Annotated in this window: 23 protein-coding genes; 11 read left to right on the top strand and 12 right to left on the bottom strand. The window is 70.1% G+C overall.

Annotation, left to right across the window (positions count from 1 at the left end):
* Window positions 1-166: 166 nt before the first annotated feature.
* Both FKR81_RS22495 and FKR81_RS22490 read left to right on the top strand, forming a co-directional pair.
* Window positions 167-1,480: a citrate synthase gene (locus FKR81_RS22495; RefSeq protein ID WP_146354100.1), complete on the top strand. Its 1,314-nt coding sequence runs from the start codon at window positions 167-169 to the stop codon at window positions 1,478-1,480.
* 72 nt (window positions 1,481-1,552) lie between these two features.
* The gene (locus FKR81_RS22490; RefSeq protein ID WP_146354256.1) at window positions 1,553-2,770 is read left to right on the top strand and encodes a cryptochrome/photolyase family protein; all 1,218 of its coding nucleotides are present in this window, start codon (window positions 1,553-1,555) and stop codon (window positions 2,768-2,770) included.
* Here FKR81_RS22490 and FKR81_RS22485 read toward each other — a convergent pair.
* Both FKR81_RS22485 and FKR81_RS22480 read right to left on the bottom strand, forming a co-directional pair.
* Window positions 2,760-3,938, bottom strand: coding sequence for an ABC transporter permease (locus FKR81_RS22485; RefSeq protein ID WP_146354099.1), 1,179 nt, complete (start codon window positions 3,936-3,938; stop codon window positions 2,760-2,762). The two genes, FKR81_RS22490 and FKR81_RS22485, sit on opposite strands and share 11 nt — an antisense overlap.
* Window positions 3,935-4,846 carry an ABC transporter ATP-binding protein gene (locus FKR81_RS22480; protein WP_146354098.1) on the bottom strand — a complete coding sequence of 304 codons (912 nt, stop codon included), beginning with the start codon at window positions 4,844-4,846 and terminating at the stop codon, window positions 3,935-3,937. The genes FKR81_RS22485 and FKR81_RS22480 overlap by 4 nt, the downstream gene beginning before the upstream one ends.
* A 129-nt stretch (window positions 4,847-4,975) precedes the next feature.
* On the opposite strand from FKR81_RS22480, the gene FKR81_RS22475 reads away from it, so the two are divergent.
* The 4 genes from FKR81_RS22475 to FKR81_RS22460 all read left to right on the top strand — a co-directional run bounded on the left by FKR81_RS22475 (window position 4,976) and on the right by FKR81_RS22460 (window position 8,648).
* The gene (locus FKR81_RS22475; RefSeq protein ID WP_146354097.1) at window positions 4,976-5,419 is read left to right on the top strand and encodes a YbaB/EbfC family nucleoid-associated protein; all 444 of its coding nucleotides are present in this window, start codon (window positions 4,976-4,978) and stop codon (window positions 5,417-5,419) included.
* Between the two features lie 12 nt (window positions 5,420-5,431).
* Window positions 5,432-5,743 carry a type VII secretion target gene (locus FKR81_RS22470; protein ID WP_146354096.1) on the top strand — a complete coding sequence of 104 codons (312 nt, stop codon included), beginning with the start codon at window positions 5,432-5,434 and terminating at the stop codon, window positions 5,741-5,743.
* Entirely contained in the window at window positions 5,740-7,674 is a 1,935-nt protein-coding gene (locus FKR81_RS45830; protein WP_186763110.1) for a WXG100 family type VII secretion target, read from the top strand. Before FKR81_RS22470 ends, FKR81_RS45830 begins: the two co-directional genes overlap by 4 nt.
* A gap of 137 nt (window positions 7,675-7,811) precedes the next feature.
* Window positions 7,812-8,648, top strand: a complete 837-nt coding sequence (locus FKR81_RS22460; protein ID WP_146354095.1) for an alpha/beta fold hydrolase — start codon at window positions 7,812-7,814, stop codon at window positions 8,646-8,648.
* A gap of 136 nt (window positions 8,649-8,784) precedes the next feature.
* Here the strand turns inward: FKR81_RS22460 and FKR81_RS22455 are convergent, their stop codons facing one another.
* Both FKR81_RS22455 and FKR81_RS22450 read right to left on the bottom strand, forming a co-directional pair.
* Window positions 8,785-10,221: a glycerol-3-phosphate dehydrogenase/oxidase gene (locus FKR81_RS22455; protein ID WP_146354094.1), complete on the bottom strand. Its 1,437-nt coding sequence runs from the start codon at window positions 10,219-10,221 to the stop codon at window positions 8,785-8,787.
* On the bottom strand, window positions 10,218-10,784 hold the full coding sequence (locus tag FKR81_RS22450) for a TetR/AcrR family transcriptional regulator (RefSeq protein WP_146354093.1): 567 nt from the start codon (window positions 10,782-10,784) through the stop codon (window positions 10,218-10,220). Before FKR81_RS22450 ends, FKR81_RS22455 begins: the two co-directional genes overlap by 4 nt.
* 16 nt (window positions 10,785-10,800) lie before the next feature.
* Between FKR81_RS22450 and FKR81_RS22445 the strand changes: the two genes are divergently transcribed.
* A complete protein-coding gene (locus tag FKR81_RS22445) occupies window positions 10,801-12,348 on the top strand; it encodes an FAD-binding oxidoreductase (protein ID WP_235921702.1) in 1,548 nt (515 codons plus the stop codon).
* Window positions 12,348-13,493 carry an amidohydrolase gene (locus FKR81_RS22440; protein WP_146354091.1) on the top strand — a complete coding sequence of 382 codons (1,146 nt, stop codon included), beginning with the start codon at window positions 12,348-12,350 and terminating at the stop codon, window positions 13,491-13,493. Before FKR81_RS22445 ends, FKR81_RS22440 begins: the two co-directional genes overlap by 1 nt.
* A 102-nt stretch (window positions 13,494-13,595) precedes the next feature.
* On the opposite strand, the gene FKR81_RS22435 is transcribed toward FKR81_RS22440, so the two are convergent.
* From FKR81_RS22435 to FKR81_RS22410, 6 genes are all read right to left on the bottom strand, one after another.
* Complete coding sequence (locus tag FKR81_RS22435) at window positions 13,596-14,612, bottom strand: NADP-dependent oxidoreductase (RefSeq protein WP_146354090.1); 1,017 nt, start codon at window positions 14,610-14,612, stop codon at window positions 13,596-13,598.
* Window positions 14,613-14,747: 135 nt separating this feature from the next.
* Window positions 14,748-15,164, bottom strand: coding sequence for a hypothetical protein (locus FKR81_RS22430; RefSeq protein ID WP_146354089.1), 417 nt, complete (start codon window positions 15,162-15,164; stop codon window positions 14,748-14,750).
* On the bottom strand, window positions 15,161-17,926 hold the full coding sequence (locus FKR81_RS22425) for an FtsK/SpoIIIE domain-containing protein (RefSeq protein WP_146354088.1): 2,766 nt from the start codon (window positions 17,924-17,926) through the stop codon (window positions 15,161-15,163). Before FKR81_RS22425 ends, FKR81_RS22430 begins: the two co-directional genes overlap by 4 nt.
* Complete coding sequence (locus FKR81_RS22420; protein WP_146354087.1) at window positions 17,927-18,178, bottom strand: hypothetical protein; 252 nt, start codon at window positions 18,176-18,178, stop codon at window positions 17,927-17,929.
* Window position 18,179: 1 nt separating this feature from the next.
* Window positions 18,180-18,440 carry a hypothetical protein gene (locus tag FKR81_RS22415; RefSeq protein ID WP_146354086.1) on the bottom strand — a complete coding sequence of 87 codons (261 nt, stop codon included), beginning with the start codon at window positions 18,438-18,440 and terminating at the stop codon, window positions 18,180-18,182.
* Between the two features lie 211 nt (window positions 18,441-18,651).
* A complete protein-coding gene (locus FKR81_RS22410) occupies window positions 18,652-19,059 on the bottom strand; it encodes a hypothetical protein (RefSeq protein ID WP_146354085.1) in 408 nt (135 codons plus the stop codon).
* Between the two features lie 50 nt (window positions 19,060-19,109).
* On the opposite strand from FKR81_RS22410, the gene FKR81_RS22405 reads away from it, so the two are divergent.
* Window positions 19,110-19,574 carry a GNAT family N-acetyltransferase gene (locus FKR81_RS22405; RefSeq protein WP_186763109.1) on the top strand — a complete coding sequence of 155 codons (465 nt, stop codon included), beginning with the start codon at window positions 19,110-19,112 and terminating at the stop codon, window positions 19,572-19,574.
* Entirely contained in the window at window positions 19,571-20,389 is an 819-nt protein-coding gene (locus FKR81_RS22400) for a PhzF family phenazine biosynthesis protein (protein WP_146354083.1), read from the top strand. The genes FKR81_RS22405 and FKR81_RS22400 overlap by 4 nt, the downstream gene beginning before the upstream one ends.
* Here the strand turns inward: FKR81_RS22400 and FKR81_RS22395 are convergent.
* Window positions 20,379-20,999, bottom strand: coding sequence for a response regulator (locus FKR81_RS22395; RefSeq protein WP_146354082.1), 621 nt, complete (start codon window positions 20,997-20,999; stop codon window positions 20,379-20,381). The genes FKR81_RS22400 and FKR81_RS22395 overlap by 11 nt on opposite strands.
* Window positions 20,996-22,006, bottom strand: coding sequence for a sensor histidine kinase (locus FKR81_RS22390; RefSeq protein WP_222598368.1), 1,011 nt, complete (start codon window positions 22,004-22,006; stop codon window positions 20,996-20,998). Before FKR81_RS22390 ends, FKR81_RS22395 begins: the two co-directional genes overlap by 4 nt.
* Before the next feature lie 160 nt (window positions 22,007-22,166).
* Here FKR81_RS22390 and FKR81_RS22385 point away from each other — a divergent pair, with 160 nt between their 5' ends.
* Window positions 22,167-23,399: an MBL fold metallo-hydrolase gene (locus FKR81_RS22385; RefSeq protein WP_186763108.1), complete on the top strand. Its 1,233-nt coding sequence runs from the start codon at window positions 22,167-22,169 to the stop codon at window positions 23,397-23,399.
* The last annotated feature ends 41 nt before the right edge of the window (window positions 23,400-23,440 follow it).

The following is a 23,440-nucleotide window of genomic DNA, read 5'->3' as shown; positions in this document are numbered from 1 at the left end:
ACGAACGGACTACCGTGGGGTAGCACGCTAGCTACCAGCCATTCACTTGGTTCTGGTGCCGCCGACTAACGTGCGAGAACTGACTGGATCCCAACGGGGTGGTCCACAAGACGACCGGCTGACCAAGCTGACCAGCCACCCCGTCCGAGCGTTGAGAGGGACTTGAATGCCCGACGCGACGACTGCGCCGAACGACACCCGTACCGTCGCGCTGCGCCACGATGGCGGAGAGCTCGAGATGAAGGTGGTGCCGGCGAGCGAGGGCTCGGCCGGTGTCGATCTCGGGAAACTGCTGGCCACCACCGGACTCGTCACACTCGACTCCGGTTTCGTCAACACCGCCTCCTGCTCCTCCCAGATCACCTACATCGACGGTGACGCGGGAATTCTGCGTTATCGCGGCTACCCGATCGAGCAGCTGGCGCAGCGTTCGAACTTCATCGAGGTCAGCTACCTGCTGATCTACGGCGAGCTGCCGACCACGGCCCAGCTCGAGGACTTCTCGCAGAAGATCAGCAGGCACACGCTCCTGCACGAGGACCTCAAGCGCTTCTTCGACGGCTTCCCGCGTGACGCGCACCCCATGCCGGTGCTGTCCTCCGCGGTGTCCGCGCTGTCGACCTTCTACCAGGACAGCCTGAGCCCGTTCGACGCCAACCAGGTCGAGATCTCCACGATCCGCCTGCTGGCGAAGCTGCCGACCATCGCGGCCTACGCGTACAAGAAGTCGGTCGGCCAGCCGTTCCTCTACCCGGACAACTCGCTGGGTCTGGTCGAGAACTTCCTCCGGATGACCTTCGGCTTCCCCGCCGAGGCCTACGACCTCGACCCGGACCTGGTACGCGCGCTCGACCTGCTGTTCATCCTGCACGCCGACCACGAGCAGAACTGCTCCACGTCGACCGTGCGCCTGGTCGGCTCGTCCGAGGCGAACCTGTTCGCCTCGATCTCCGCGGGCATCAACGCCCTGTTCGGCCCGCTGCACGGCGGTGCGAACAGCGCGGTGCTGGAGATGCTCGAGAAGATCAAGAACGACGGCGGCGACGTGAAGTCGTTCGTCAACAAGGTCAAGAACAAGGAGGACGGCGTCCGGCTGATGGGCTTCGGCCACCGGGTCTACAAGAACTACGACCCGCGCGCCGCGATCATCAAGAAGACCGCCGACGAGATCCTCGGCAAGCTCGGCGCTGACGACCAGCTGCTCGACATCGCCAAGCAGCTGGAGGAGACCGCACTCGCGGACGACTACTTCATCCAGCGCAAGCTGTACCCGAACGTGGACTTCTACACGGGCCTCATCTACCGCGCGATGGGCTTCCCGACGAAGTTCTTCACCGTGCTGTTCGCGCTCGGCCGTCTCCCCGGCTGGATCGCGCACTGGCGCGAGATGATCCAGGACCCGGCGACCAAGATCGGCCGTCCGCGGCAGATCTACGTCGGCCCGACCGAGCGGGACTTCATCTCCATCGAGAACCGCTGATCGTTCCGAGCACTGACGAAGCGCGCCTGTTCTGCAGGCGCGCTTCGTGCTTTGTAGGTTCACCTGGTGAACATCGTGTGGTTCCGCCGAGATCTGCGCACGGCCGACCATCCCGCGTTGCTGGCCGCCGCTGAACGGTCGGGACGCGCGTTGGGGTTGTTCGTGCTCGACGACCGGCTGCTCAAGCCGTCGGGCGAGGCGCGCGTGCGGTTCCTGCACCAGTGCTTGCACGCGTTGAACGAGCAGCTCGGCGGGCGGCTGATGGTCGTGCACGGCGACCCGGCCGAGGTCGTCCCGGCTGTCGCGCGTGAGGTCGGTGCCGCGAGCGTGCACATCTCCGCCGACTGCGCGCCGTACGGCCGCCGCCGTGACGAGGCTGTCGAGAAAGCGTTGGGGGACATCGAGCTCGTGCGTTCCGGCTCGCCGTACGCGGTGACGCCGGGGCGGGTGCGCAAGGCGGACGGCACGCCGTTCAAGGTCTTCACGCCGTTCCGCACCGCGTGGCTCGCGCACGGGTGGCGCGCGCCGGCCGACACGGACGCGTCCATTGTGGACTGGATGGAACCGCCGCGCGGCAACGAGATTCCCGCGGCCGAACCGCTGCCGGACGCGATGGCGTTGTGGGAGAGGTTCCGCGACGAGCGGCTGCCGGACTACGACGAGACGCGTGACCGTCCCGACCTCGACGCCACCAGCAGGCTGTCGGCGTTCCTCAAGTTCGGGGTGCTGCACCCGCGCACGCTGCTCGCAGGCTGCGACGGCGCGTTCCGCTCCGAGCTGGCGTGGCGCGAGTTCTACGCGGACGTCCTGTGGCACAAGCCGGAAACCGCGCGGCAGAACTACGACCGCCGGTTCGACGGGATCGAGCACGACGACGACCTGGAGCTGTTCCGCGCGTGGCAGGAAGGGCGCACCGGTTTCCCGATCGTCGACGCGGGCATGCGGCAGCTGCTCGCGGAGGGCTTCATGCACAACCGGGTGCGCATGATCGTCGCGAGCTTCCTGGTGAAGGACCTGCACCTGCCGTGGTGGTGGGGCGCGCGGCACTTCATGAAGCACCTCGTCGACGGCGACATCGCGTCGAACCAGCACAACTGGCAGTGGGTGGCGGGCTGCGGCACGGACGCCGCGCCGTACTTCCGGATCTTCAACCCGGCGACGCAGGCCGAGAAGTTCGATCCCGACGGCGAGTACGTGCGCCGGTACGTCACCGAGGTCGTGGAACCGGTGGTGGACCACGCGGTCGAGCGGCAGGTGGCGCTCGACCGCTACCGGCGGATCAGGTCCTGAGCGCCTCGCGCAGCTTCACCCGGCTGCCGACGCGCAGCACCGCGTTCGCGTAGACCTTGCCGCCGAGCCACGTGATGGCGGCGATCGCGCCCAGCGCCAGCACGACGGCCACCAGCACCTGCCACGCGGGCGCGACGCCCATCGCGATCCGGCCCGGCATCAGGATCGGGGCGAACGGCGGCAGCATCGACAGCACCGTCACCGCGGTGCCCGCGGCGTTCTGGATCATCAGGTTGATGCCGACGACGAACGCGATGATGATCGTCATGCTGATCGGCGTCAGCACGGACTGAAGCTCCTCCTGTCGCGACACGAGCGACGCGGCGGCCGCGAACACGGTGGCGTACAAGAAGAAACCGAGCAGGTACCAGAGCACGCCGTTCGCGACGACGCTGCCGCCGACCCCGCTGATGCTCAGCACGCCGGACCCGCTCGCGAGCAGCAGGCCGACGCCGCTGATCAGGACGAGCTGCACGAGCCCGACCGCGCCGAGCCCGATCACCTTGCCCAGCAACAGCTGCCACGGCCGCAGCGTCGCGAGCAGGATCTCCACGACGCGGCTGGACTTCTCCTCGACCACGCCCTGCGCGACCATCGTCCCGTAGACCAGCAGCGAGTAGTACAGCAGCGCGGCGACCACGAGCCCGACCGCGAGCCGTTCGCCGCGCAACGGGTCCGCCGGTTCGAGCGCCGTCACCGCGACCCGGACGTTCTGCAGCTCCTGCGCGATCGTCTGCGGCAGGCCGGCCTCGGCGAGCTGCGCGGCCAGCACCTGTTGGCGCAGCACGTCGTCCAGCACGTTGCGGAGCACGTCGTCGCCCTGGTCCTTCACGATCATCCGCAGTGCGGGCGGCGCGCCCGTGACGAGCGCGTCCAGCTCGTCGTCGCGGACGAGCTGCTCGGCGTTCTCCGCGGTCGTGACGTCGCGCGTCTCGACCTCGATGCCGAAGGCCTTCGCCTTCTCCCGCAAGGGATCCGCCAACTGCACGGCCTGGCCGGTCAGCCCGACCACGCTGCGCTGGCCGTCCGAGAACAGCGCGGCCTGCAGCAGCACGTACCCGGCGAGCACCGCGATGATCACCACCGTGCCGATGAGGAACGACCTGGTGCGCACCTTGGCGACGAACTCGCGCCGCGCCACCAGCGTCACCGACCTGAAGGGGCTCACGCCGTCCTCTCCTCAGTGACCACGTTGCGGAAGAGCTCGGTGAGCGACGGGCGTTGCCGGGAGAACTCGTGCACCGGGCCGGTGGCCAGCGCGGCGTGCAGCACCACCTGGTCGTCGACGCCGTGGTCCAGTTCCAGCACCGTGCGGCGTCCCTCGGACCCGATCACCCGCACCCCGTCCAGTCCTTCCGTCCAGCCGTTCACGGCCTCCGGCACCTCGACGACCAGCCTGCTGGTGCCACCGGCGCGCAGCTCGTCCACCGTCCCACACGCGACGAGCGACCCGCTGCGCACGATGCCGACCCGGTCGCACAGCCGCTCGACCAGGTCGAGCTGGTGGCTGGAGAACACGACGGGTACCCCCGCGGACGCCTTCTCGCGCAGCACGTGGCTCATGACGTCGACCGCGACGGGGTCGAGCCCGGAGAACGGCTCGTCGAGCACGAGCACGTCCGGTTCGTGCACCAGCGCGGCGGCGAGCTGCACGCGCTGCTGGTTGCCGAGGCTCAGCTTCTGCACCTCGTCGGTGCGCCGGTCGCGCAGCCCGAGCCGGGAGATCCAGTTCTCCGCGGAGCGGTGCGCGTCGTTCGTGCTCATGCCGTGCAGCTCGGCCAGGTACACGAGCTGGTCGAGGACCTTCATCTTCGGGTAGAGCCCGCGCTCCTCGGGCATGTACCCGATCCGGCGACGCGTGTCGATGTCGATGGGCTTTCCGTTCCACCGAACTTCACCAGAATCGGCGGCGAGCACACCCAGCGCGATGCGCATGGTGGTGGTCTTCCCGGCACCGTTGCTCCCGACGAAACCGAACAGCTCGCCACCACGAACGTCGAACGACATGTTCTGAAGTGCGACGACCTCTCCGTAGCGCTTGGAGACCCGGTCGATCTCCAGCACCCCCTCGACCACGGTGAGGTCCTTTCGTTAGCCCAGATGGCGGTATTCGGAACGTAAGTATCGACGATCAGGGAACGAGTGAAACGATACGGGCGTCTACGGCGAATCGAACCGTCGAAGGATTCACTCACGGGGGTGGCCATGCAGCCCGACCAATGGCTGGCGCAGTACGACTCGAAGATCGCGGCAGCCAAGCAGAAGTCCGAGCAGGCGACGTCGCAGCTCGGGGAGGTGGGAGGCAGTGCCGAGTCGCCGGACGGGCTCATCAGGGTCTCCGTCAACGCCTCGGGCGCGCTGACCGCCCTGGACATCAAGCCCGCCGCGCGGGGAATGGACCCGGACGAGATCGCGTCCGCCATTCTGACCGCCGCGACCCAGGCGCAGCGCTCCGCGTCCGGCAAGGTCGTGGAGATCATGACCGAGTTCGTCGGCGAGAGCCCGGCGCTCGACTTCGTGAAGCAGCAGATGCCTCACGGCTATTCGGGTGACGGAACCGACGAGGAGGAACCGGAGTCTGAGTTGAAGCGTCGGGACACCAGGCCCGACGACGACTACTTCACCAACCCGCCGGACGTCATGGCATAGCAGGGGGTAGGGATGTTCCACTCGTTCAACGTGAGCGTCGAGGAGTTGCGGACTCATGCCGCGACCATCGACCAGCTCGCGGCCCGCATGCGCACGGCGACGGACACTGCGGATCCGTCGTCGCTCACGACCGAGGCGTTCGGCATCTTCGGCAGCTTCCTCGCTCAGTTCATCCTGCAGATCGCGGGCAAGTCACAGGACGGACTCGGCAACGCCGCCGACTCCATCATGGACATGTGCAACGGCGTCAAGCAGGTCGCTGATCTCTACGAGAACGTCGATCTCGACAACGCGTTCGGCTTCCAAGGAAAGGGAAGAGGATGAGCGCCCCCGCGACGCAGTCGAAGGGCACCGACCCGGCCAAGCTGTTCAACGACGTCCAGGGGACCGTCTCGGCCGTCGAGCGCGGTGACTGGATCAACGCCGGCCTCGGCATCGCGAACACGGCGATGGACATCGTCGGCGTCGCGTCGAACCCGCTGAGCGGTTTCCTCTCCGCGGGCTTCAGCTGGGCGATCGAGCACGTCGACTTCCTGCGCGAGCCGTTCGACGCCCTGCTGGGCAACCCCCAGGCCATCCAGCAGATGGCGCAGAGCTTCAAGACCGCGGGCGGCCAGGTCCAGGGCATCGCTACCGAGTACCGCCGCGTCGCGGTCTCGCAGACGAGCCAGTGGACGGGCACGTCCGCCGACGGCTACCGCGCCGCTGCCGACAAGCACGCGGGCGGCATGGACTCGCTCGCCAAGGCGTGCAACGGTGTCGCCGCGGCCGTCTCCGGCGCGGGCCAGCTCGTCGCGACCGTCCGCAAGATGATCATGGACCTGATCAGCCAGGCCGTGGCCGACATGGTCATGAAGATCATCCAGTGGCTCGCGGCGTCGATCTTCACCTTCGGTGCGGCCATCGCGGGCGCGATCGCGGACATCGTCAGCACCGCCTGCAAGTACGCGAAGAAGCTCTCGGACTTCCTGTCCAAGCTGGCCGGTTCGCTGACCAAGCTGATGGACCTGGTCAAGAAGGTCTCCGAGATCGCCAAGGTGGCCGAGCAGGTCATCCAGGCCATCTCGACCATCGCCAACAAGGGCAGCAGCCCCGGCGGCGGCAGCACACGGCCTTCCGCGGGCGGTCTCGGGCTGACCGAGGGCCAGATGAACCAGGCCTCCCAGGGCGCGGGCGGGCAGTACGCCCAGAACCCCGGTGGCGGCGGCACGCACGCCTCCGGCGCGGGCCCCGGTCCGCACGTGTCGGCTCCGCCGAACATCCCCGGTGGTCCGGCCGGTGGGCAGGGCGGCTACGCCCCCGCCGCGGGTGGCGGTCAGGTGAATCAGCCGCCGAACCTGCCCGGTGCCGGTGGCTACGGCCCCGGTGGTGGTTACGGGCCTGGTGGTGGTTACGGGCCCGGTGGCGGTTACGGACCTGGCGGCCCTGGCGGTTACGGCCCCGGCGGTCCCGGTGGCTACGGTCCTGGCGGCCCCGGTGGTTACGGGCCTGGTGGACAGGGTGGCTACGGCCCCGGCGGTCCTGGTAACCCCGGTGGCTACGGTCCTGGTGGTCCCGGCAACCCCGGTGGCTACGGCCCCGGTGGACCCGGCAACCCCGGCGGTTACGCCCCCGGTGGTCCCGGTGGCGTCGGCCAGCCGACCGGTCCGGGTCGCTGGGAGGACGGTCACTACGACCAGTCGACCGGCAAGTGGGTCGAGGGCCACTGGGAGAAGGGCGCCGCGACGAACACGGCCGGCGGCGGTCAGGTCGGCGGCACGCCGACCACGCGTCCGGGCGACTGGTACCGCCCGACCACCATGCCGGGCCTCGGTGGCCCCGACAGCATGATGGGCTCCGGTGGCCCCGGTGGGCACATCCCGACGGGTGGGCCTGACCTGACGACCCACGCGGCCGGTGGCGGTGGCGGCGGCGGTGGCATCCCGAGCGGCGGCATGCCCGGCCTCGGTGGTGGCGGTGGCGGCGGCATGCCCCACGGTGGCCCCGGCGGTGGCGGCACCGGTGCGTCGATGACGCCCGGCGGTGCGGCCGGCGTGATGGCCGCTGGTGGCGGCGGCGTGATGCCGTCCGGTGGCGGTGGCGCGTCCGGTGGTGGCGGTGGCGGTGCGGCCGGCGGCGGCATGATGGGCGGCGCGCCGATGGCCGGCCAGGGCCAGCAGGGCGGTGGCGGTTCCGACCACAAGCGCAAGGTGAAGCTGGAAGGTGAGAAGCTCGTCGACCCGCCGAAGGCGTCGAAGCCGATCATCGGCGAGTGAGCACACGCATCTCGTGACAGGGGTCCCCCGCGCAGGGGGACCCCTGTTTTTCACACTGCCACAAGGCACCGACAATTTCGGCCGGGCTGAGGCGTGAACGGCCCGTTCACGCATCGAATTCGGCATAGGTTGGTTCCATGACCGAGGAAATGGTGCGCGCCAACGGTGTGGAACTGTGCGTCGAGACGTTCGGCGATCGCACGGCACCGGCGATCCTGCTCATCTCCGGCGGCGCCGCGTCGATGGACTACTGGGATCCCGAGTTCTGCCAACGCCTCGCGGACGGCAGGTTCGTCATCCGCTACGACCACCGCGACACCGGCCGCTCGGCCAGCTACCCGCCGGGCGAACCCGGCTACACGTCGTCCGACCTGGTGCTGGACCCGCTGGCGCTGATCGACGTGCTGGCGAACGGCCGCGCACACGTCGTCGGCCTGTCGATGGGCGGCGGCATCGCCCAGCAGCTGGCAGTCGAGCACCCCGCGCACGTCGCGACGCTGACGCTGATGTCCACGAGCCCCGGCCCCGCAGGCGACCTGCCGCCGATGGCGGACGAGCTCAAGGAGGTGTTCGCGAACCCCGTGCCCGAGCCGGACTGGACGGACCACGCCGCGGTCGTCGACTACCTCGTCGAGGTGGAGCGCCCGTACGCGGGGTCGTTCGACGAGGCACGCGCCCGCGCGCTGATCGAGAAGGTCGTCAGTCGCACGGTGAACCCCGAGTCGGCCACCAAGAACCACTGGGCTGCCCCAGGTGACGGCGCCAGTCTGCGTCCGCGGCTGGGTGGGGTGACCGCGCCGACGCTCGTCATCCACGGCACCGCGGACCCGATGTTCCCGCCGGGCCACGGTGAAGCGCTGGCGCGGGAGATCCCCGGCGCTGAGCTCCTGCTGCTCGACGGCGTCGGCCACGAGTGGCCACCGCCTCGCACGTGGGACACCGTCGTGCCCGCCATCCTCCGGCTCACGAGCTGACGCAGGGTCCCCGCCGGCTCCAAGCTCACGCAGGGGTCCCCGCCGGGGGATCCCCTGACATCATTCTCCCAGCCGACACCGACAATTCCGGTCGGTCATCCACAGGCAACCGGGGATTTGTCCACAGGCCAGCGGCTCAGAGTCCGGCCAGCGAGCGTGACACGAGGTCCGCGACAACGGGCTCAGCGGCAGCCCGATCCGCGGGCACGAGCCCGATCCGCGTCCGCCGGTCCAGCACGTCACCGGCGTCGAGCGCCCCCTCGTGCCGCACCGCCCACACGACATCGGCTCCGGTCACGCCGCACATGATCTCCGCGCCGAGCGAGGAGTCCACATCGGACAGAGCGGCGACCCGAGCCGAGTCGTCGACCAGCCGCAACGACGCGGTGCGAGAAGGTCCGGACGCCAACCCGACGGCGTCCACGGCGTCGGAAGCCATTCGCCGATAGGTCGTGAGCTTCCCGCCCACGATCGTCACCACACCGTTGGGCGCGGTCAGCACCGCGTGCCGCCGCGACAGGTCGGCGGTCGAACCGGGCGCGTCCAGCAAAGGCCGCAACCCGGCGTACGAACCGAGCACGTCGGCGCGCGTCAACCCGACGCGCAACACCTGCGAGGTAACGGAAAGCAGGAAATCCACATCGGCCGACGGGACGGGCACGACATCGGGAACGGGCCAGTCGACCGGCGAGTCGGTCAGCCCCAGGTACACCCGCCCGTTGCGCTGGGGGAGCAGCATCGCGAACCGGTTCCGCTCACCGGGCACCGGGAACATCACCGCGGTACCGACGATCCCGGTGGCAGCGGCGTCCAGCACGAGGTGCGACCCGAGCGACGGCCGCAACCGCACGCTGGGCACCAGCTGACCGGCCCACACCCCGGAAGCGTTGATCACCGAACGGGCCCGCACGGAGAACGAGTCCCCGCTGACCCCGTCGACGGCCGACGCGCCACTGCCGGTCAACGTGGTCACCCGAGCACGCGTGATGATCCGCGCGCCCAGACCAGCCGCGGTACGGGCCAGCGCGACGACGAGCCGTGCGTCGTCGACCAGCTGGCCGTCGAAGCTCAACAGCCCGCCGCGCAGCCCGGTGGAACGCAGTCCGGGCACCAGCGCGGAAGCCTCGGCGGCGGGTACGCGCCGCGGTCCGGGAAGCACGGCGGACGGGGTCCGCGCGGCCCGGCGGAGCAGGTCGCCCGCCCGCAGGCCGGCCATGATCCGCATCCCGTTGTCCTTGCCGTGCAACGGGAACAGCATCGGCAGCGCGCGCACCAGGTGGGGCGCGGTGGACGTCATGAGTATGCCGCGCTCGACGGCGCTCTCGTGGGCCAGCGCGACGTCGCCCTGCGCGAGGTAGCGCAACCCGCCGTGCACGAGCTTGCTCGACCAGCGCGACGTGCCGTACGCGAGGTCGTGCGCCTCCAGCAGGCACACGGACAGCCCGCGGGACGCCGCGTCGAGTGCCACGCCGGCACCGGTGACGCCGCCGCCGACCACGAGGACGTCGACGACCTCCTCCTGGACGGCGTGCAGGTCCTCGGCGCGGCGGTGCGCGTTCAACGACGTGTTCACGGCCTCAGTGCTCCGTCCAGTTGGGTGGCGAGCTCGGCGAGCAGCGCGTCGAACTCGAGTCCCGACGTCGCGGGCCGGGTCGACAGGACCATCGACTGCGTCGTCAGCAGCACGACCCGCGCCTGCAACGCGGCGTCACCGCGGCGGATCGAGCCGTCGTCGTGGCCGAGCCGGATCTGCTCCAGCAGGAACTGCTCGACGAGGCGTTGCGTGCTGCCGAGCCGTTCGACGAGGTACGGCAGCATCAGCTCGGCGTCCAGGTCCAGCACGCGCTGCATCAGCGGGCTCCCGGACAGCAGGCGGATGGCATCCACACCCCGGCTGACGAGCTGCTCGCGCGCGTTGCCGGTGCCGGTCGTCTGCCCGAGCAGCGCGGCGAACTCCCTGGTCATCAAGGCCCTGACCAGGTGGTCCACGTCCGGGAACCGCCGGTACAGGGTCATCCGGCTGACGTTCGCGCGCTTGGCGACGTCGGTCAGCTTGGTGCGCCGCACACCCACCTCGAGCACGCAGTCGCGGGCGGCGTCCAACAGCGTGTCATCGCTGTGACGATTAGACGTCATATGTCACACTGTATCAGTGACGAGAGCCAGATGGACCTCAGAAACGACGCCGTTGCCGCCGCACGCGCTCGCGTGGCTGAGCACCCGGATCGGGCTCGGCACACCGCTGGACGAGGTGCCGGTGACCGTGCCCGAGTCGGCGCTGTCCGAGGACGCCTTCGAGGCGCTGGAGGCCGTCGCCGAGATCAGCCTCGACGCCGGCGACCGCCTCGGCCGCGCGGGTGGACTGTCCTACCTGGACCTGATCAAGCGACGCGGCTGCGGTGAGCTGACCATCCCGGACGCGGTCGTGCTGCCGTCCTCGCCGGAGGAGGTGCAGGAGGTCCTGCGCGTCTGCGTCGAGCACGACATCGCGGTCGTGCCGTTCGGCGGCGGCACGTCGGTCGTCGGCGGCGTCGAGGCGCTGCGCGGCGGCAAGGACGCCGTCATCGCGCTCGACCTGGCCAGGCTCAACCGCCTCGTGTCGATCGACCCGGTGTCCCGGATCGCCGTGCTCCAGGCGGGCACGACCGCGCCGGACGCCGAGAACCTGCTGGCGGAGCACGGTTTCACGCTCGGCCACGTGCCGCAGTCGTTCGAGCGCGCCACCATCGGCGGCTTCGCCGCGACGCGTTCGGCGGGCCAGGCGTCGTCCGGCTACGGCCGCTTCGAGGACATGGTCGAGGGCGTGCGGGTCCAGACGCCAGCGGGCGAGTGGCGCCTCGGCAGCGCGCCGGCGTCCGCGGCGGGCCCGGACCTGCAGCAGCTCGTCATCGGCTCCGAAGGCCTGTTCGGCGTGATCACCGAGGTCGCCCTGCGCGTGCGGCCGAAGCCGGAGAACCCGGTCTACGAGGGCGTCGTCGTCGACGGCTGGGAAGCGGGCACCGCGCTCATCCGCGACCTGGCGCAGCGCAACGCGCTCGCCGACGTGACCCGGCTGTCCGATGTGGACGAGACCGAGGTGGCGCTGGCGCTGACCGGTGGCCGCAAGGCCGAACTGCTCGGCAAGTACCTGCGGTTCCGCGGCGTCGAGCAGCCGTGCCTCGTCATCTTCGGCTGGGAGGGACGTTCGCGCGACGTCACGATGGGCGCCACGTACGGCCACAAGCTGGTGCGGCTGGGGCGCGCGATGGGCGAGTCGTGGCGGCACGGGCGGTTCAACGGCCCCCGTCAGCGCGACGCGCTGCTCGACGCCGGCGTGTGCGCGGAAACCCTGGAAACCGCGACCCACTGGTCGAAGCTGCCCGCGTTGTACGACGCCGTGCGCGGCGCGTTGAAGGGCGCGCTGGGCGACCCGGTGGTGATGTGCCACGTGTCGCACGCGTACGAGACGGGCGCGTCGCTGTACTTCACCGTCCTGGTGCCGCGCGACGTCGAGGACCCGGTCACGCAGTGGCAGCAGGCGAAGGCCGCCGCGTGCGAGGCGATCTCCGGCATCGGCACGATCACCCACCACCACGCCGTCGGCCGCGACCACGCGCCGTACCTGGAGGCGGAGATCGGGAGCCTCGGCGTCGAGGTGCTCCGCGCTCTCAAGTCGACATTCGACCCGACGGGCATCCTGAACCCTGGCAAACTCATGTGATGCTGATCCGTTCCGTGCGCCCGTGGGGCGGCGACGAGGTGGACGTCCGCTGCGAGGACGGCCTGATCACGCAGATCGGCCCGAACCTCACCGGCGACGACTGGGTCGACGGCAAGGGCGGCGTCCTGCTGCCCGCGTTCGTCGACGCGCACGCCCACCTCGACTCCACCCGCCTCGGCCTTCCGTTCCGCAGGCACACCGCGGAACCGGGCCTGGCCGGCCTGATCGAGAACGACCGCCGCAACTGGCGCACCGCCGAACGCACCGTCGCCGAACGCGCGACGCACACGCTCGGCCGCACCATCGCGTCCGGCGCGACCCGCGTCCGCAGCCACGCCCAGGTCGACGTCGACTCGGGCTTGGAGAAGCTCGAGGGCGTCCTCGCGGCGCGTGAGGCCCACCGCGATCACGCCGACGTGCAGGTGGTGGCGTTCCCGCAGTGCGGCATCCTGCGCGAGAAGGGCACCGCCGAGCTGCTGGAAGAGGCGCTGCTGCTGGGTGCCGACCTCATCGGCGGCCTCGACCCGGCAGGCTACGACCGCGACCCCGTCGGCCACCTGGACGTGGTGTTCGACCTGGCGTCGCGCCACCAGCGCGGCGTCGACGTCCACCTGCACGACGCGGGCTCACTGGGCGCGTTCCAGGTGGAGCTGATCTGCGAACGCGTTGCGGCACTGGGCATGCAGGGCAAGGTGACGATCAGCCATTGCTTCGCGCTGCCCGGCGAGGGCCTGGTCGACCTGCTCGCCTCGCACGACGTGGCCGTGACGACGGTCGCGCCGGGCACGCGGGACCCGTTGCCGCTGCAGGAACTGCGGTGGGCCGGGGTGCGGGTGGGGCTGGGGCAGGACGGCATCCGCGACTACTGGTCTCCGTACGGCGACGGCGACATGCTCGACCGGACGTGGCAGCTGGCGTTCCGCAACGGTTTCCGGCGCGACGAGCAGATCGAGATGTGCGTGGACGTCGCGACGCGTGGCGGCGCCTCGGTGCTGGGCGTGGAGTCCGGCCTGAGCGAGGGGGCGCCCGCGGAGCTGGTCGTGGTGCCGGGTGACTCGGTGGCGGCCGCGGTGATGGACCGCGCACAGCGCACTCTGGTGATCCACAAGGGCAACGTGGTGGCTGCCGAAGGCGAGCTCCTCTAGCGAGCGCGACACCACAACGCAAAACAGGGGTCCCCGCCGGGGGGACCCCTGTTTCAATCATCCCACGCGACCCCGACAGTTCCGGGAGCCGCAAGATCAAGATCAGCCCAGCTGGACCAGCATCTTGCCGGTGTTCTCGCCGCGCAGCATGCCGAGGAACGCGGCGGGAGCCTGCCGGACGCCACCCTCGACGACGGTCTCGGTGTACTTGAGCTCACCGGAGGCGATCCAGGCGCCCATCTCGGCGACGAACTGCGGCTGCAGCGCCTGGTGGTCGCCGACGAGCAGACCGCGCAGCGTGATGCGCTTGCCGATCAGCTGCACGAGGTTGCGCGGCGCGGCGGGCGGCGTGGTGTCGTTGTACATGGAGATCGCACCGCAGAGCGCGGCCCGGCCGTGCGGGTTCATGACGGCGATGGCGGCCTCGAGGTGCTCGCCACCGACGTTGTCGAAGTAGACGTCGATGCCGTTCGGCGCGAGAGCGGCCAGCTGCTCGGCGACGGGGCCGTCCTTGTAGTTGAACGCGGCGTCGAAGCCGAGCTCGTCGACCAGGTACTTGACCTTGTCGGCGGAACCGGCCGAGCCGATGACGCGGGAGGCACCCTTGAGGCGGGCGATCTGGCCGACGAGCTGGCCGACGGCGCCGGCGGCGCCGGACACGAACACGACGTCGCCCTCCTTGAACTCGGCGGTCGCGAGCAGGCCCGCGTAGGCGGTCAGGCCGGGCATGCCGAGGACGCCGAGGTAGGTGCTGAGCGGCGCGACGGCCGGGTCGACCTTGAGGGCCTGCGTGCCGTCGAGGACGGCGTACTCGCGCCAGCCGAGGCCGTGCAGGACGTGGTCACCGGGCTTGAGGCCGTCGAAGTTGGACGCGACGACCTCGCCGACCACGCCGCCGTCGAGCGGCTCGCCGATCTGGAACGGAGCCGAGTAGGACTTGACGTCGTTCATCCGGCCGCGCATGTACGGGTCGACGCTCATCACGACGTTGCGGACCACGATCTGGCCCTCACCGGGCGACGGCACCGAGACCTCTGCGATCTCGAAGTTCTCATCCGTCGGCCAGCCGTGGGGGCGGGAGGCGAGGCGGACCTCAAGTGCGGTGCTCGGCACAGACATCGTGTGTTCGACCCTTCTGAATTCGAAACTGATCGGTACCTGTTCGAACAACGCGATGCCGGAGAGTGTTCCCGGTGTGACCTAACGCTCAAGACCGACGCGGCGGCCATCCCCGCCGCGTCGCGAAAGAACTGGTCAGCGCCGACGCAGCAGAGGCTTCTTCTGCAGGCTGGCCTCGAGCACGTCGTACGCCGCGTCCATCGCCGCGTTGTACTCGCCCTGCGGCCGCGGCGGAACGGACTCGTCCGGCTTCGGGAACACCGTCATCCGGAACCACGTTTCGTTCCACAGCTGCTTCTTGGCGGCCTCCCAGTGCAGCTCGGCACCGAACCGCACCATCTGCTCGCGCTCGCTGATCTCGGCGACGCGCTCCTGCGTCTGCCCGATCCGCGCGCTGAGCTCCGCGTTGCGCGCCGCGTCGTGCGCCCGCATCCGCGCGTGCGCTTCCGTCGCGGTCGCGACGATCTCCTTGTACCGCTCGATCGCCGACCCGGCGGGCTCAGGGACGTCGGACTCGTCGGACCAGTCCACAAGCCGAAGAACTGCGCTCATAGGACTTCCTCCCTTGTGTCGAACGGGATGACCACCTGCGGTCGCGAGTGCTCGAACCGGTCGAAGAACAGGCCGCGCTGCGGTCGGGGTGACCACGCCATGACCTGCTCGGGCCCGAGCGACAGCAGTTCCTTGCCCTGGACGTCGAAAGCGACCCACGCACCGATGTCGTCGTACACGCCCGGACTCAAGCTGCTCTTGAGCCGCTGCACGCCACGCCACCAGCCGAGCACGTGGGTGCGGTTCTCCGGGCCGTGCTTCAGCACGGTGCGCAGACTGTCCACTCCGGACGCCCGCGTGGTTGGGTCCTTCTGTTCGAGCAACGTGTGCGCGGCGTCGACCGCGTACAACACGAGGTAGTGAGGTTTCGGCGGCGTCTCCGCCGTTCCGGTGATGAACGAGTTGATCTGTCGTGCGGTGTCGTCGAGCAGCTCGCGCACGCCGTCGACGCGGATCAGGTTGACCGTGTGGCCCGCCGCGACCAGTCGCTTCTCCAGGTGGCGCGCGTTCGGCAGCGCCTCGTCGACCAGGCAGCACAGGCTGAACGTCGCCTCACCCGGTTCGTGTTGCCTGCCAAGGGAAGCGGCGGCGCCACCGAGCACGGCCGCGGCGTCCTCGACGACCGAGCCGATCACCGCGATGTTGCGGCCGGGCGTGCGGGCCAGGCGCACCTTGGCCGCGCTGCCCGCCACGTCGATGACCTGTCCCAGCAGGATGGTCGGGTTCGGGTCGCCAGGACCGAGGTCCAGGAAGTCCGGCAGCTCGTCGAGCAACGGCGTCCTGCTGCCGTCGAACAGGCTCGGCGGCTTGGAGTGGTCCCTGTTCCACAGCACGTTCTGCAGCAGGTCGAACGTGCCCTTGGTGGTGGAGTCCGGGATGCGCGCGATCTCGTTGCCCGGCTTGACGCCCGAGTCGTGGTTGATCACGGCGTGCCAGCGGGGCAGTTCGACGGCCGCGTCGTTGCCCGGCTCCGCGAGCACCCGGCGCGCCTTCGGCAGCGCGATGCGCACGGTGAACTGCTCGAAGATCGCCGACTTGCCCCAGAAGCCCTCGATGCCCGCGACGTCCTGCGACGACAGCACCAGGTGGATGCCCTGCGAACGACCGCGCCGCGCCACGTCCTCCAGCAGCTGCGTCGCCTGCGCGGTCACCTGGTCGCGCTCGCCGAACAGGTACTGGAACTCGTCGATCACCGCGACGATCCGCGGCCAGCGGCCCTCCGGGTCCTCCTCGCGGAGCTGCTCCAGCTTCGTGACCTCGTGCCGCTTCGCCGCGTCCGCGCGGCGGCGCATCTCGTCCGCGAGGAACTTCAGCAGCGCCACGCCGAACTCGCGGTCGGTGTTGACGTTCACGCCGACCAGCCGCGCGTGCGGCAGCCAGCTCTTGTCCTTCAACCCCGGCGCGAACTGCGCGAAGGACACGCCTTCCTTGAAGTCCAGCAGGTACAGCTCCAGCTCGTCCGGCGAGTAGCGCGCCGCGAGGCTGCCAAGCATGGCGTACAGGAAGTTCGTCTTGCCGGAACCGGAAGGTCCGCCGATCAACGCGTGTGGTGACGTGTCGCCCAGCCGCACGCACACCGGCTCGCCGTCGTCGAAGCCGACCGGCGCCAGCACGCACGTCGCCGCGTTCTCCGTCCAGTGCGGCTCGCGCGTCAGGTCGGCGAACGCGCCCATCCGGTTGCGCCGCTCCTCGCGCTTCTCCGCGATCGCCGCGCACGCCCGCGGCACCTTGGCGCGCGGCAGCGCCGGGTCGATGGTCACCGTGACGTGCTTGCCGGTCATCGTGCACGCCGCGGTGCCGTTGTCGTGCAGGCGAATGGTCTCGACCGGCGAGTTGACCGTGATCGGGATGTCCACGATGAACAGCTGCACGCCGGACGCCAGACCGTTGCGCGCCACGCGTTGCAGCTGCTGCTGGTGCTCCTCGCGCAACGGCTGCCGGTTGCCGAACAGCACGGCGACGTGCCACGGCTCGGTCCGCCTGCCCTCGTTGCTCACCGAGTGCAGCGTCAGGTGCCCGTCCACCAGCACCTTCGTGTGCACCCGGCGGATGTGGTCGGACAGCTCGTCCAGCATCTCCTGCAACCGCGACGGGTCGTGCACGGTCAGCAGGCCAGCGCGGGTCAGCGGGTAGAGCCCCGGCAGCGACCCGGTGAGCTGGTTGACGTCCCACACGTGCACGTGCACGAGACCCGGCTGGAAGTGGCTGAGCACCCGCAGCAACAGGTTCTCCACCAGCGTGTCCGCGGTCGATCGCGTGTCCACAGTGGACATCACGTGCAGGTGCGAGTGGTCGAGCAGCGGCACGGCGACGGGGAACGGCTGCTGCTCGGGCGCGCTCGGCACCACGCCGGTGCCGACGCGCCACAGCTCCGGCACGCCCTCGCTGCCGTCGTGGTGGCCCGGCTTGCCGAGCCAGTCCTCGTGCGGCAGCGACGCCGGGCTGTTCGCGACCTCGACGAGCCGCGCCAGCCGCGAGGGACCGTTGTCCGTCCACTCCCTGAACGCGTGCTCGCGGTCGCGCAGCACCCCGAGCAGCCGCTCGCGGAACCGCGGGTTCTGCAGCGCGGGCTGCAGCACCGGGTCGTTCAGCGCCTTGTCGACGCCCTCGCCGCGCACGATCAGCTCGAACATGTCCTGCGCGCGTTCCTCGGCGAGCAGGCGGTGCTCACGCGACACGGCGCCCAGCGCCGCCGACACGGCGACGCGGAACTCCGCGAAGGCCTCCTCGACCTTCTTGCGCCGATCGTCGCGCCTGCTCATCTACAGCTCCGCCGAGAGTCGTTGGATCCGTTCCAGCGTGGTCACGATCAGTTCGAGCACGTCGGGGAACCGCTCCTTGGCCCGCGCGAACTCGGGCGGCAGCAGCGACTCGTGGTGCGTCTCGCTCACCTCGGAGAGCAGCGCGACGGCCTCGTCCAGGTCCTGCTGCGCACCCCGCGCGGTGCGGTACGACTCGCGGAGCTGCTCGCAGACCTGCTCGAGTGCGACCTGGACCTCGGCTATGGACGTCACGTCAGAGCCTGGCGTTGATGCCCTCGGCCGAGGAGATCCCGGCTCCGAGGAAGTTCTGCAGTTCGCCGACGCCGCCGACGACCTGTGCGAAGTGCGCGTTCGTCTGCTCGACGTCGTTCTGCACGCTGCCCTGGGTCACCGAGGACAGCAGCGCCTGCGCGTCCTCGGCGAGCTGGGCGGCTTGTTGGAGAGCGGCCTGGCTCTGCGTGGCCTTGTCGACTGCCTGGGCAATTGCGGCACGGACCTCTTCGATGCTGGCCATGTCGGCTCCCGACCCTCCAACGGACACGATGAGCGGCACTGAGGCCACTCTCAGTAGACATTTTCGCAAATTTTCACAGGCGAGACGCAAGATGAGCTATCTGGGTGCGCCCTGCAGCACGTAGTCATGCGTTTGATCTAATGGTCAGTTAGCCCAGCGTGCAGATGGTGCCAGCGGACGAGTGAAGATCAACTGAATCGATGCCCGCCGGCTACTGCGAGTGCGTACTCCAAAAGGGGTCGACGCCGGCCCACGCCTCGACCAGGATGCGCTCCCCGCCGGGCACCAGCACGTCGATCAGATCGGGGTCGTCGAGCACCGTCCATGCCGTCGGCGGCTCGCACGACACGCGCGGCGTGGGGAACCCGTCACCCAGCCTGCGGACGAACGTGCGCACCGCCCGCCCCAGCGCACCGCTCACGCTGTGCGTCGCCTTCTCGTCCGTCGCCACTGTGATCGCGACGGACCAGCAGCCGGGCTCCTCGTCCGAGCAGTCCCGCGCGGCGACCACCACACCACCCGCACGGCTGACGAGCTCGTCGCAGGCCGCGCGGGCCTGCTGCTCGTCGGCTGCCCCGACCACGATCGTGACCAGCAGCTCAAGGTCCTCAGCGCCCATAGCGAGGCGAATTGTCCCGCAGGCCGCTATCACCCAGGCACCATGGGCTCGTGGAACTCGTGCCGTGGGGGAATGAGCACTTCGACGACCTGGTCCGGCTCGCCTCGGATCCGCGGGTCGTGGAGTACGTCGGCGACGGGAAGCCGTGGTCGCCCGACCACGCCGCCGAGCGGCACCAGAAGGCGCTCGCGCACTGGGCCGAGCACGGCTTCGGCTGGTGCGCGGCGCTCGAGCGGGGCGCGTTCGTCGGGCTCGGCTCGATGGTCGACCACGGTGACGGCGTCATCGAGATCGGCTGGTGGGTCGACCCCGAGCACTGGGGGCGCGGCATCGCGACCGCCATCGCGACGGAGCTGCGGGACGCCGCGCTCGCCCGAGTCCGGCGCGTCGTGGCCGGGTACGTCGACGGCAACGGCGCGTCCGAGCGCGTGATGGTCAAGATCGGGCTGCGCTACGACCGGAGCTTCCGAGCCGCAGGAAGACTCCAGCACGTGTATGCGTTGGAGCGGGCATGACGGAGGTTCTGCGGTACAGCGCGTTCACGGACGATCCTCGAGGCGGCAACCCGGCTGGCGTCGTGCTCGACGCGACGGGGCTGACCGACGACGACATGTTGAAGATCGCGGCCGATGTGGGCTACTCGGAGACCGCGTTCGCGGTCCGGACCGGAGACCGGGCGTACGACGTCCGGTACTTCAGCCCGCTCGCCGAGGTCGCCTTCTGCGGCCACGCCACCATCGCCACGTCCGTCGCGCTGGCCGAGCGCGCCGGGCCCGGCACGCTCACGTTCGCGACCAAGGCCGGCGTGATCGACATCGCCACCACAGCGGGAACCGCGAGCCTCACCAGCGTGCCCACCAGCACGCGGCCGGCCACGCCCGAGCTGGTGAGCCAGGTGCTGGAAGCGTTGCACTGGAAGGAGAGCGACGTCAGCCAGGACCATCCGGTCCACATCGGGAACGCGGGCAACGACCACCTGCTGATCGGCGTGAGCAGCCGGGAACGCCTGGCGGAACTGGACTACGACTTCGAGGCGCTCAAGAACCTCATGCACGCCAACGACCTCACCACCGTGCACCTGTTCTGGCGCGAGTCGCCGGAGCTCGTGCACGCGCGCGACCCGTTCCCGGTCGGCGGCGTCGTCGAGGACCCGGCCACGGGTGCCGCGGCGGCCGCGTTCGGCGGTTACCTGCGTGATCTCGAAGGGCCGCAACGGTTCGTCATCCGGCAGGGCGAGGACATGGGACGGCCCAGCAGGCTCGAGGTCGACGCCACCGGGGAGGACCGCCGCGTCACGGTCTCCGGTGGGGCCGTACCGATCACAGCCTGATGAGCCGTCGGTCGACCGCGGCTTTCACGGCCGCGGTCCGGCTGTCCACGCCGAGCTTGTCGTAGACGTGCGCGAGGTGCGTCTTCACGGTCGCCTCGCTGATGAACAGCTGACGGCTGACCTCGCGGTTGGACCGCCCGGCGGCGATCAGCTCCAGGATCTCGATCTCGCGCTGCGACAACGCGAGCTGCGGCGCGCGCACACGCCGCATCATCCGGGACGCGACCGGTGGCGACAGCGCCATCTCACCGGCCGCCGCGGTGCGCAGTGCCGCGAACAGCTCCTCGGGAGGTGACTCCTTCAGCAGGTAACCCGCGGCACCGGCTTCGACGGCGCGCAGGATGTCCGCGTCCGAGTCGTAGGTGGTGAGCACCACGACCTTCGGCGGCGCGGGCAGCGCGGTGATCTGCCGGGTGGCCGTCACCCCGTCCACGCCGTCGCCCATCTGCAGGTCCATCAGCACGACGCACGGGCGCAGCGCGGCGACGAGCTGCACGGCCTCCGCGCCGTCGCAGGCCTCGCCGACGACCTCGAACTCGTCCGGCACGGACAGCAGTGCCCGCAGCCCGGCCCTGACCACCGGGTGGTCGTCGACGATCAGCACCTTCACGAGCCACCTCGCGTCGGTAGGGACAGGGCCAGCACGGTGCCCTCGCCAGGAGCGCTCTCCACCGTCACCCGTCCTCCCAGAGCCTGCACGCGCTGCTCGGTCGCGCGCAGGCCGAAGCCGCGGCAGGCCGAGGCGTCGAAACCGACGCCGTCATCACACACGTCCAGCGTGAGCTCGCCGTTCAGGTAGGTCAGCGTCACGACGACCCGTGACGCCGACGCGTGCTGCTTGACGTTGGCCAGTGCGTTCTGCGCGACGCGCAGCACCGCGATCTCCACGTCCACGTGCACGGGGTAGGGCTCGCCGACGATGCGCACGTCGTCGGTGAGCCTGCTCAGCGCGTCCGGCAGCGAGCCGCCGTCCAAAGCGGGCGGTGCGAGCTCGCGGACGAACCGGCGGGCCTCGGCCAGGTTCTCCTGCGCGGTGCGCGCGGCCTGCCGGACGTGCTCGCGCGCCTTGCCGGGCGCCGTGTCCCACTCCTGGTCGGCCGCGTGCAGCAGCAGGTGCATGCTCGACAGGCCCTGCGCCAGCGTGTCGTGGATCTCGCGGGACAGCCGGACGCGCTCGGTGAGCCTGCCCGCCTCGTGCAGGTTGCGGAACAGCACGAACGCGAGCACGGCGATGGCGACCGGGGCGATGATCGGGCTCGGATCCCACGCGGTCAGCGCGTGCACCGTGCCCTCCACCGCCGCGAACGCGGTGATGCCGACGACCAGCACCAGCGCCGTCCGCGCCGGGAACGTCCGCAGCACCAGGAAGAAGAACGGCACGGCGAGCCAGGTGAAGCTCGCCGCCACCAGCGTCAGCACGACCCAGCCGACCAGCACCGCGACCAGTCCGGCGCGGCCGGTCGTGAACGCGAAGGCCAGCCCCAGCACGGCGGCACCGCAGACGACCGGCAGCGCGCTCGTGACCAGGCCGCTCCACCACAGGTACCGCACCGTGCAGGCGGCGAGCACGACGAAGAAACCGGTGCGCACGATTCGGTCGAACCGCTGGGTGTCCACATGTGCCTCCGCGCGTGAGTGTAAAACGAGCGAAAGCGCTCTCACGGGACCGCGCATCAACCTTTTGGATGACCGTCACCTCACTCGCACTGCTGAACCGGGCAGCGGCGTCAGCGCAGAGCCTGTGCACAAGCCGCCCAGAGCGAGAGGACGACCACCCGTGTGCGACACCTGCCCGTCCGAGAAGCCGACCCGGCGCAGCCTGATCAAGTGGAGTGCCGCTGCCGCGGCTGCGGCAGCCGCGGTCCCGCTCGCCGGCACCGCGCAGGCGGCCGGCCTGAGCATCGCGACCGGCGCCAAACGCGGCGCCGCCTTCTACGTCGCTCAGGCCGGTGACACGCTCAAGACGATCGCGGGCCGTTTCCTCGGCAACGTCGACCGCTGGAAGGAACTGCTCGCCGCCAACCCCGGCCTGCACGGCAGGGACCCTCGGGCGGGGCAGAAGGTGACGCTGCCCGAGTCGCCCGCCGGTCCGAACACCCGGACGTTCGCGCCGATCCCCGCGGACTCGAAGCCGACACCGTTCGGCCCGGAGGGCTACCGGCTGACGAGGTTCGGCGACCGGGGCTACGGCGTGCAGGTCGGTCCAGGGCAGAGCGCCTTCGTGGTCACCGACACCGGCGTCGTCGTGCTCGACGCGCCGTCCAGCCACGCGGCGGTGCTGCCGAAGGTGATCGCGTCCGTGACGGACAAGCCGGTGACGCACTTCGTGTACTCGCACAGCCACAGCGACCACGTGGGTGCCGCGAACCTCTTCGCCAACGCCGTCCTCATCGGACACGCCGACACCGCCAGCACGCTGCGCGCCGCCAAGGACCCGGCGCGCCCGGTGCCGACGGTGACGTTCACCGACCAGCACGTGCTCGACGTGGGCGGGCAGCGGCTGGTGCTCAGCTACCCCGGCCCCAACCACGAGTCCGGCAACATCATCATCCACGCGCCGCAGCAGCGGTTCGCGATGATGGTCGACGTGGCCGTGCCGGGCTGGGCGCCGTTCCGCGCGTTCGGCAGCGCGGACAGCGTGCCGGGCGTGCTGCGCGCGCACAACGAGCTGATGAAGCTCGACATCGAGCACTTCGTCGGCGGCCACATGCACCGCTACGGCGGCAAGCAGGACATCGCCGTCTCACGCGAGTTCGTCTTCGACATGTGGAACGAGACCACCAAGGCGATCGCCGCGACGCCCATCGCGCCGTTCTTCGGCCAGGTCGAGGCGGGCAACACCTGGGCTGCGGTGGAACTCTGGTACGACGCGATCGCGGTTAAAGCGGAGGACCCCATCATCAGGAAGTGGACCGGCCGCCTGGGAGCTGTCGACGTGTGGCTGCGCGAGAACCTGAAGACCATGGCTGTCTCGGCTCGGGTAGACCAGCCGAAGGATCTCGGTGTTTGATTGCCGCTGCTCCGCAGACGGCGGCGAGGTCGCCTGAAGTC

This window comes from Lentzea tibetensis (assembly GCF_007845675.1).
Lineage (GTDB): Bacteria > Actinomycetota > Actinomycetes > Mycobacteriales > Pseudonocardiaceae > Lentzea > Lentzea tibetensis.
This window is presented reverse-complemented; position numbering and strand designations above follow the sequence as displayed.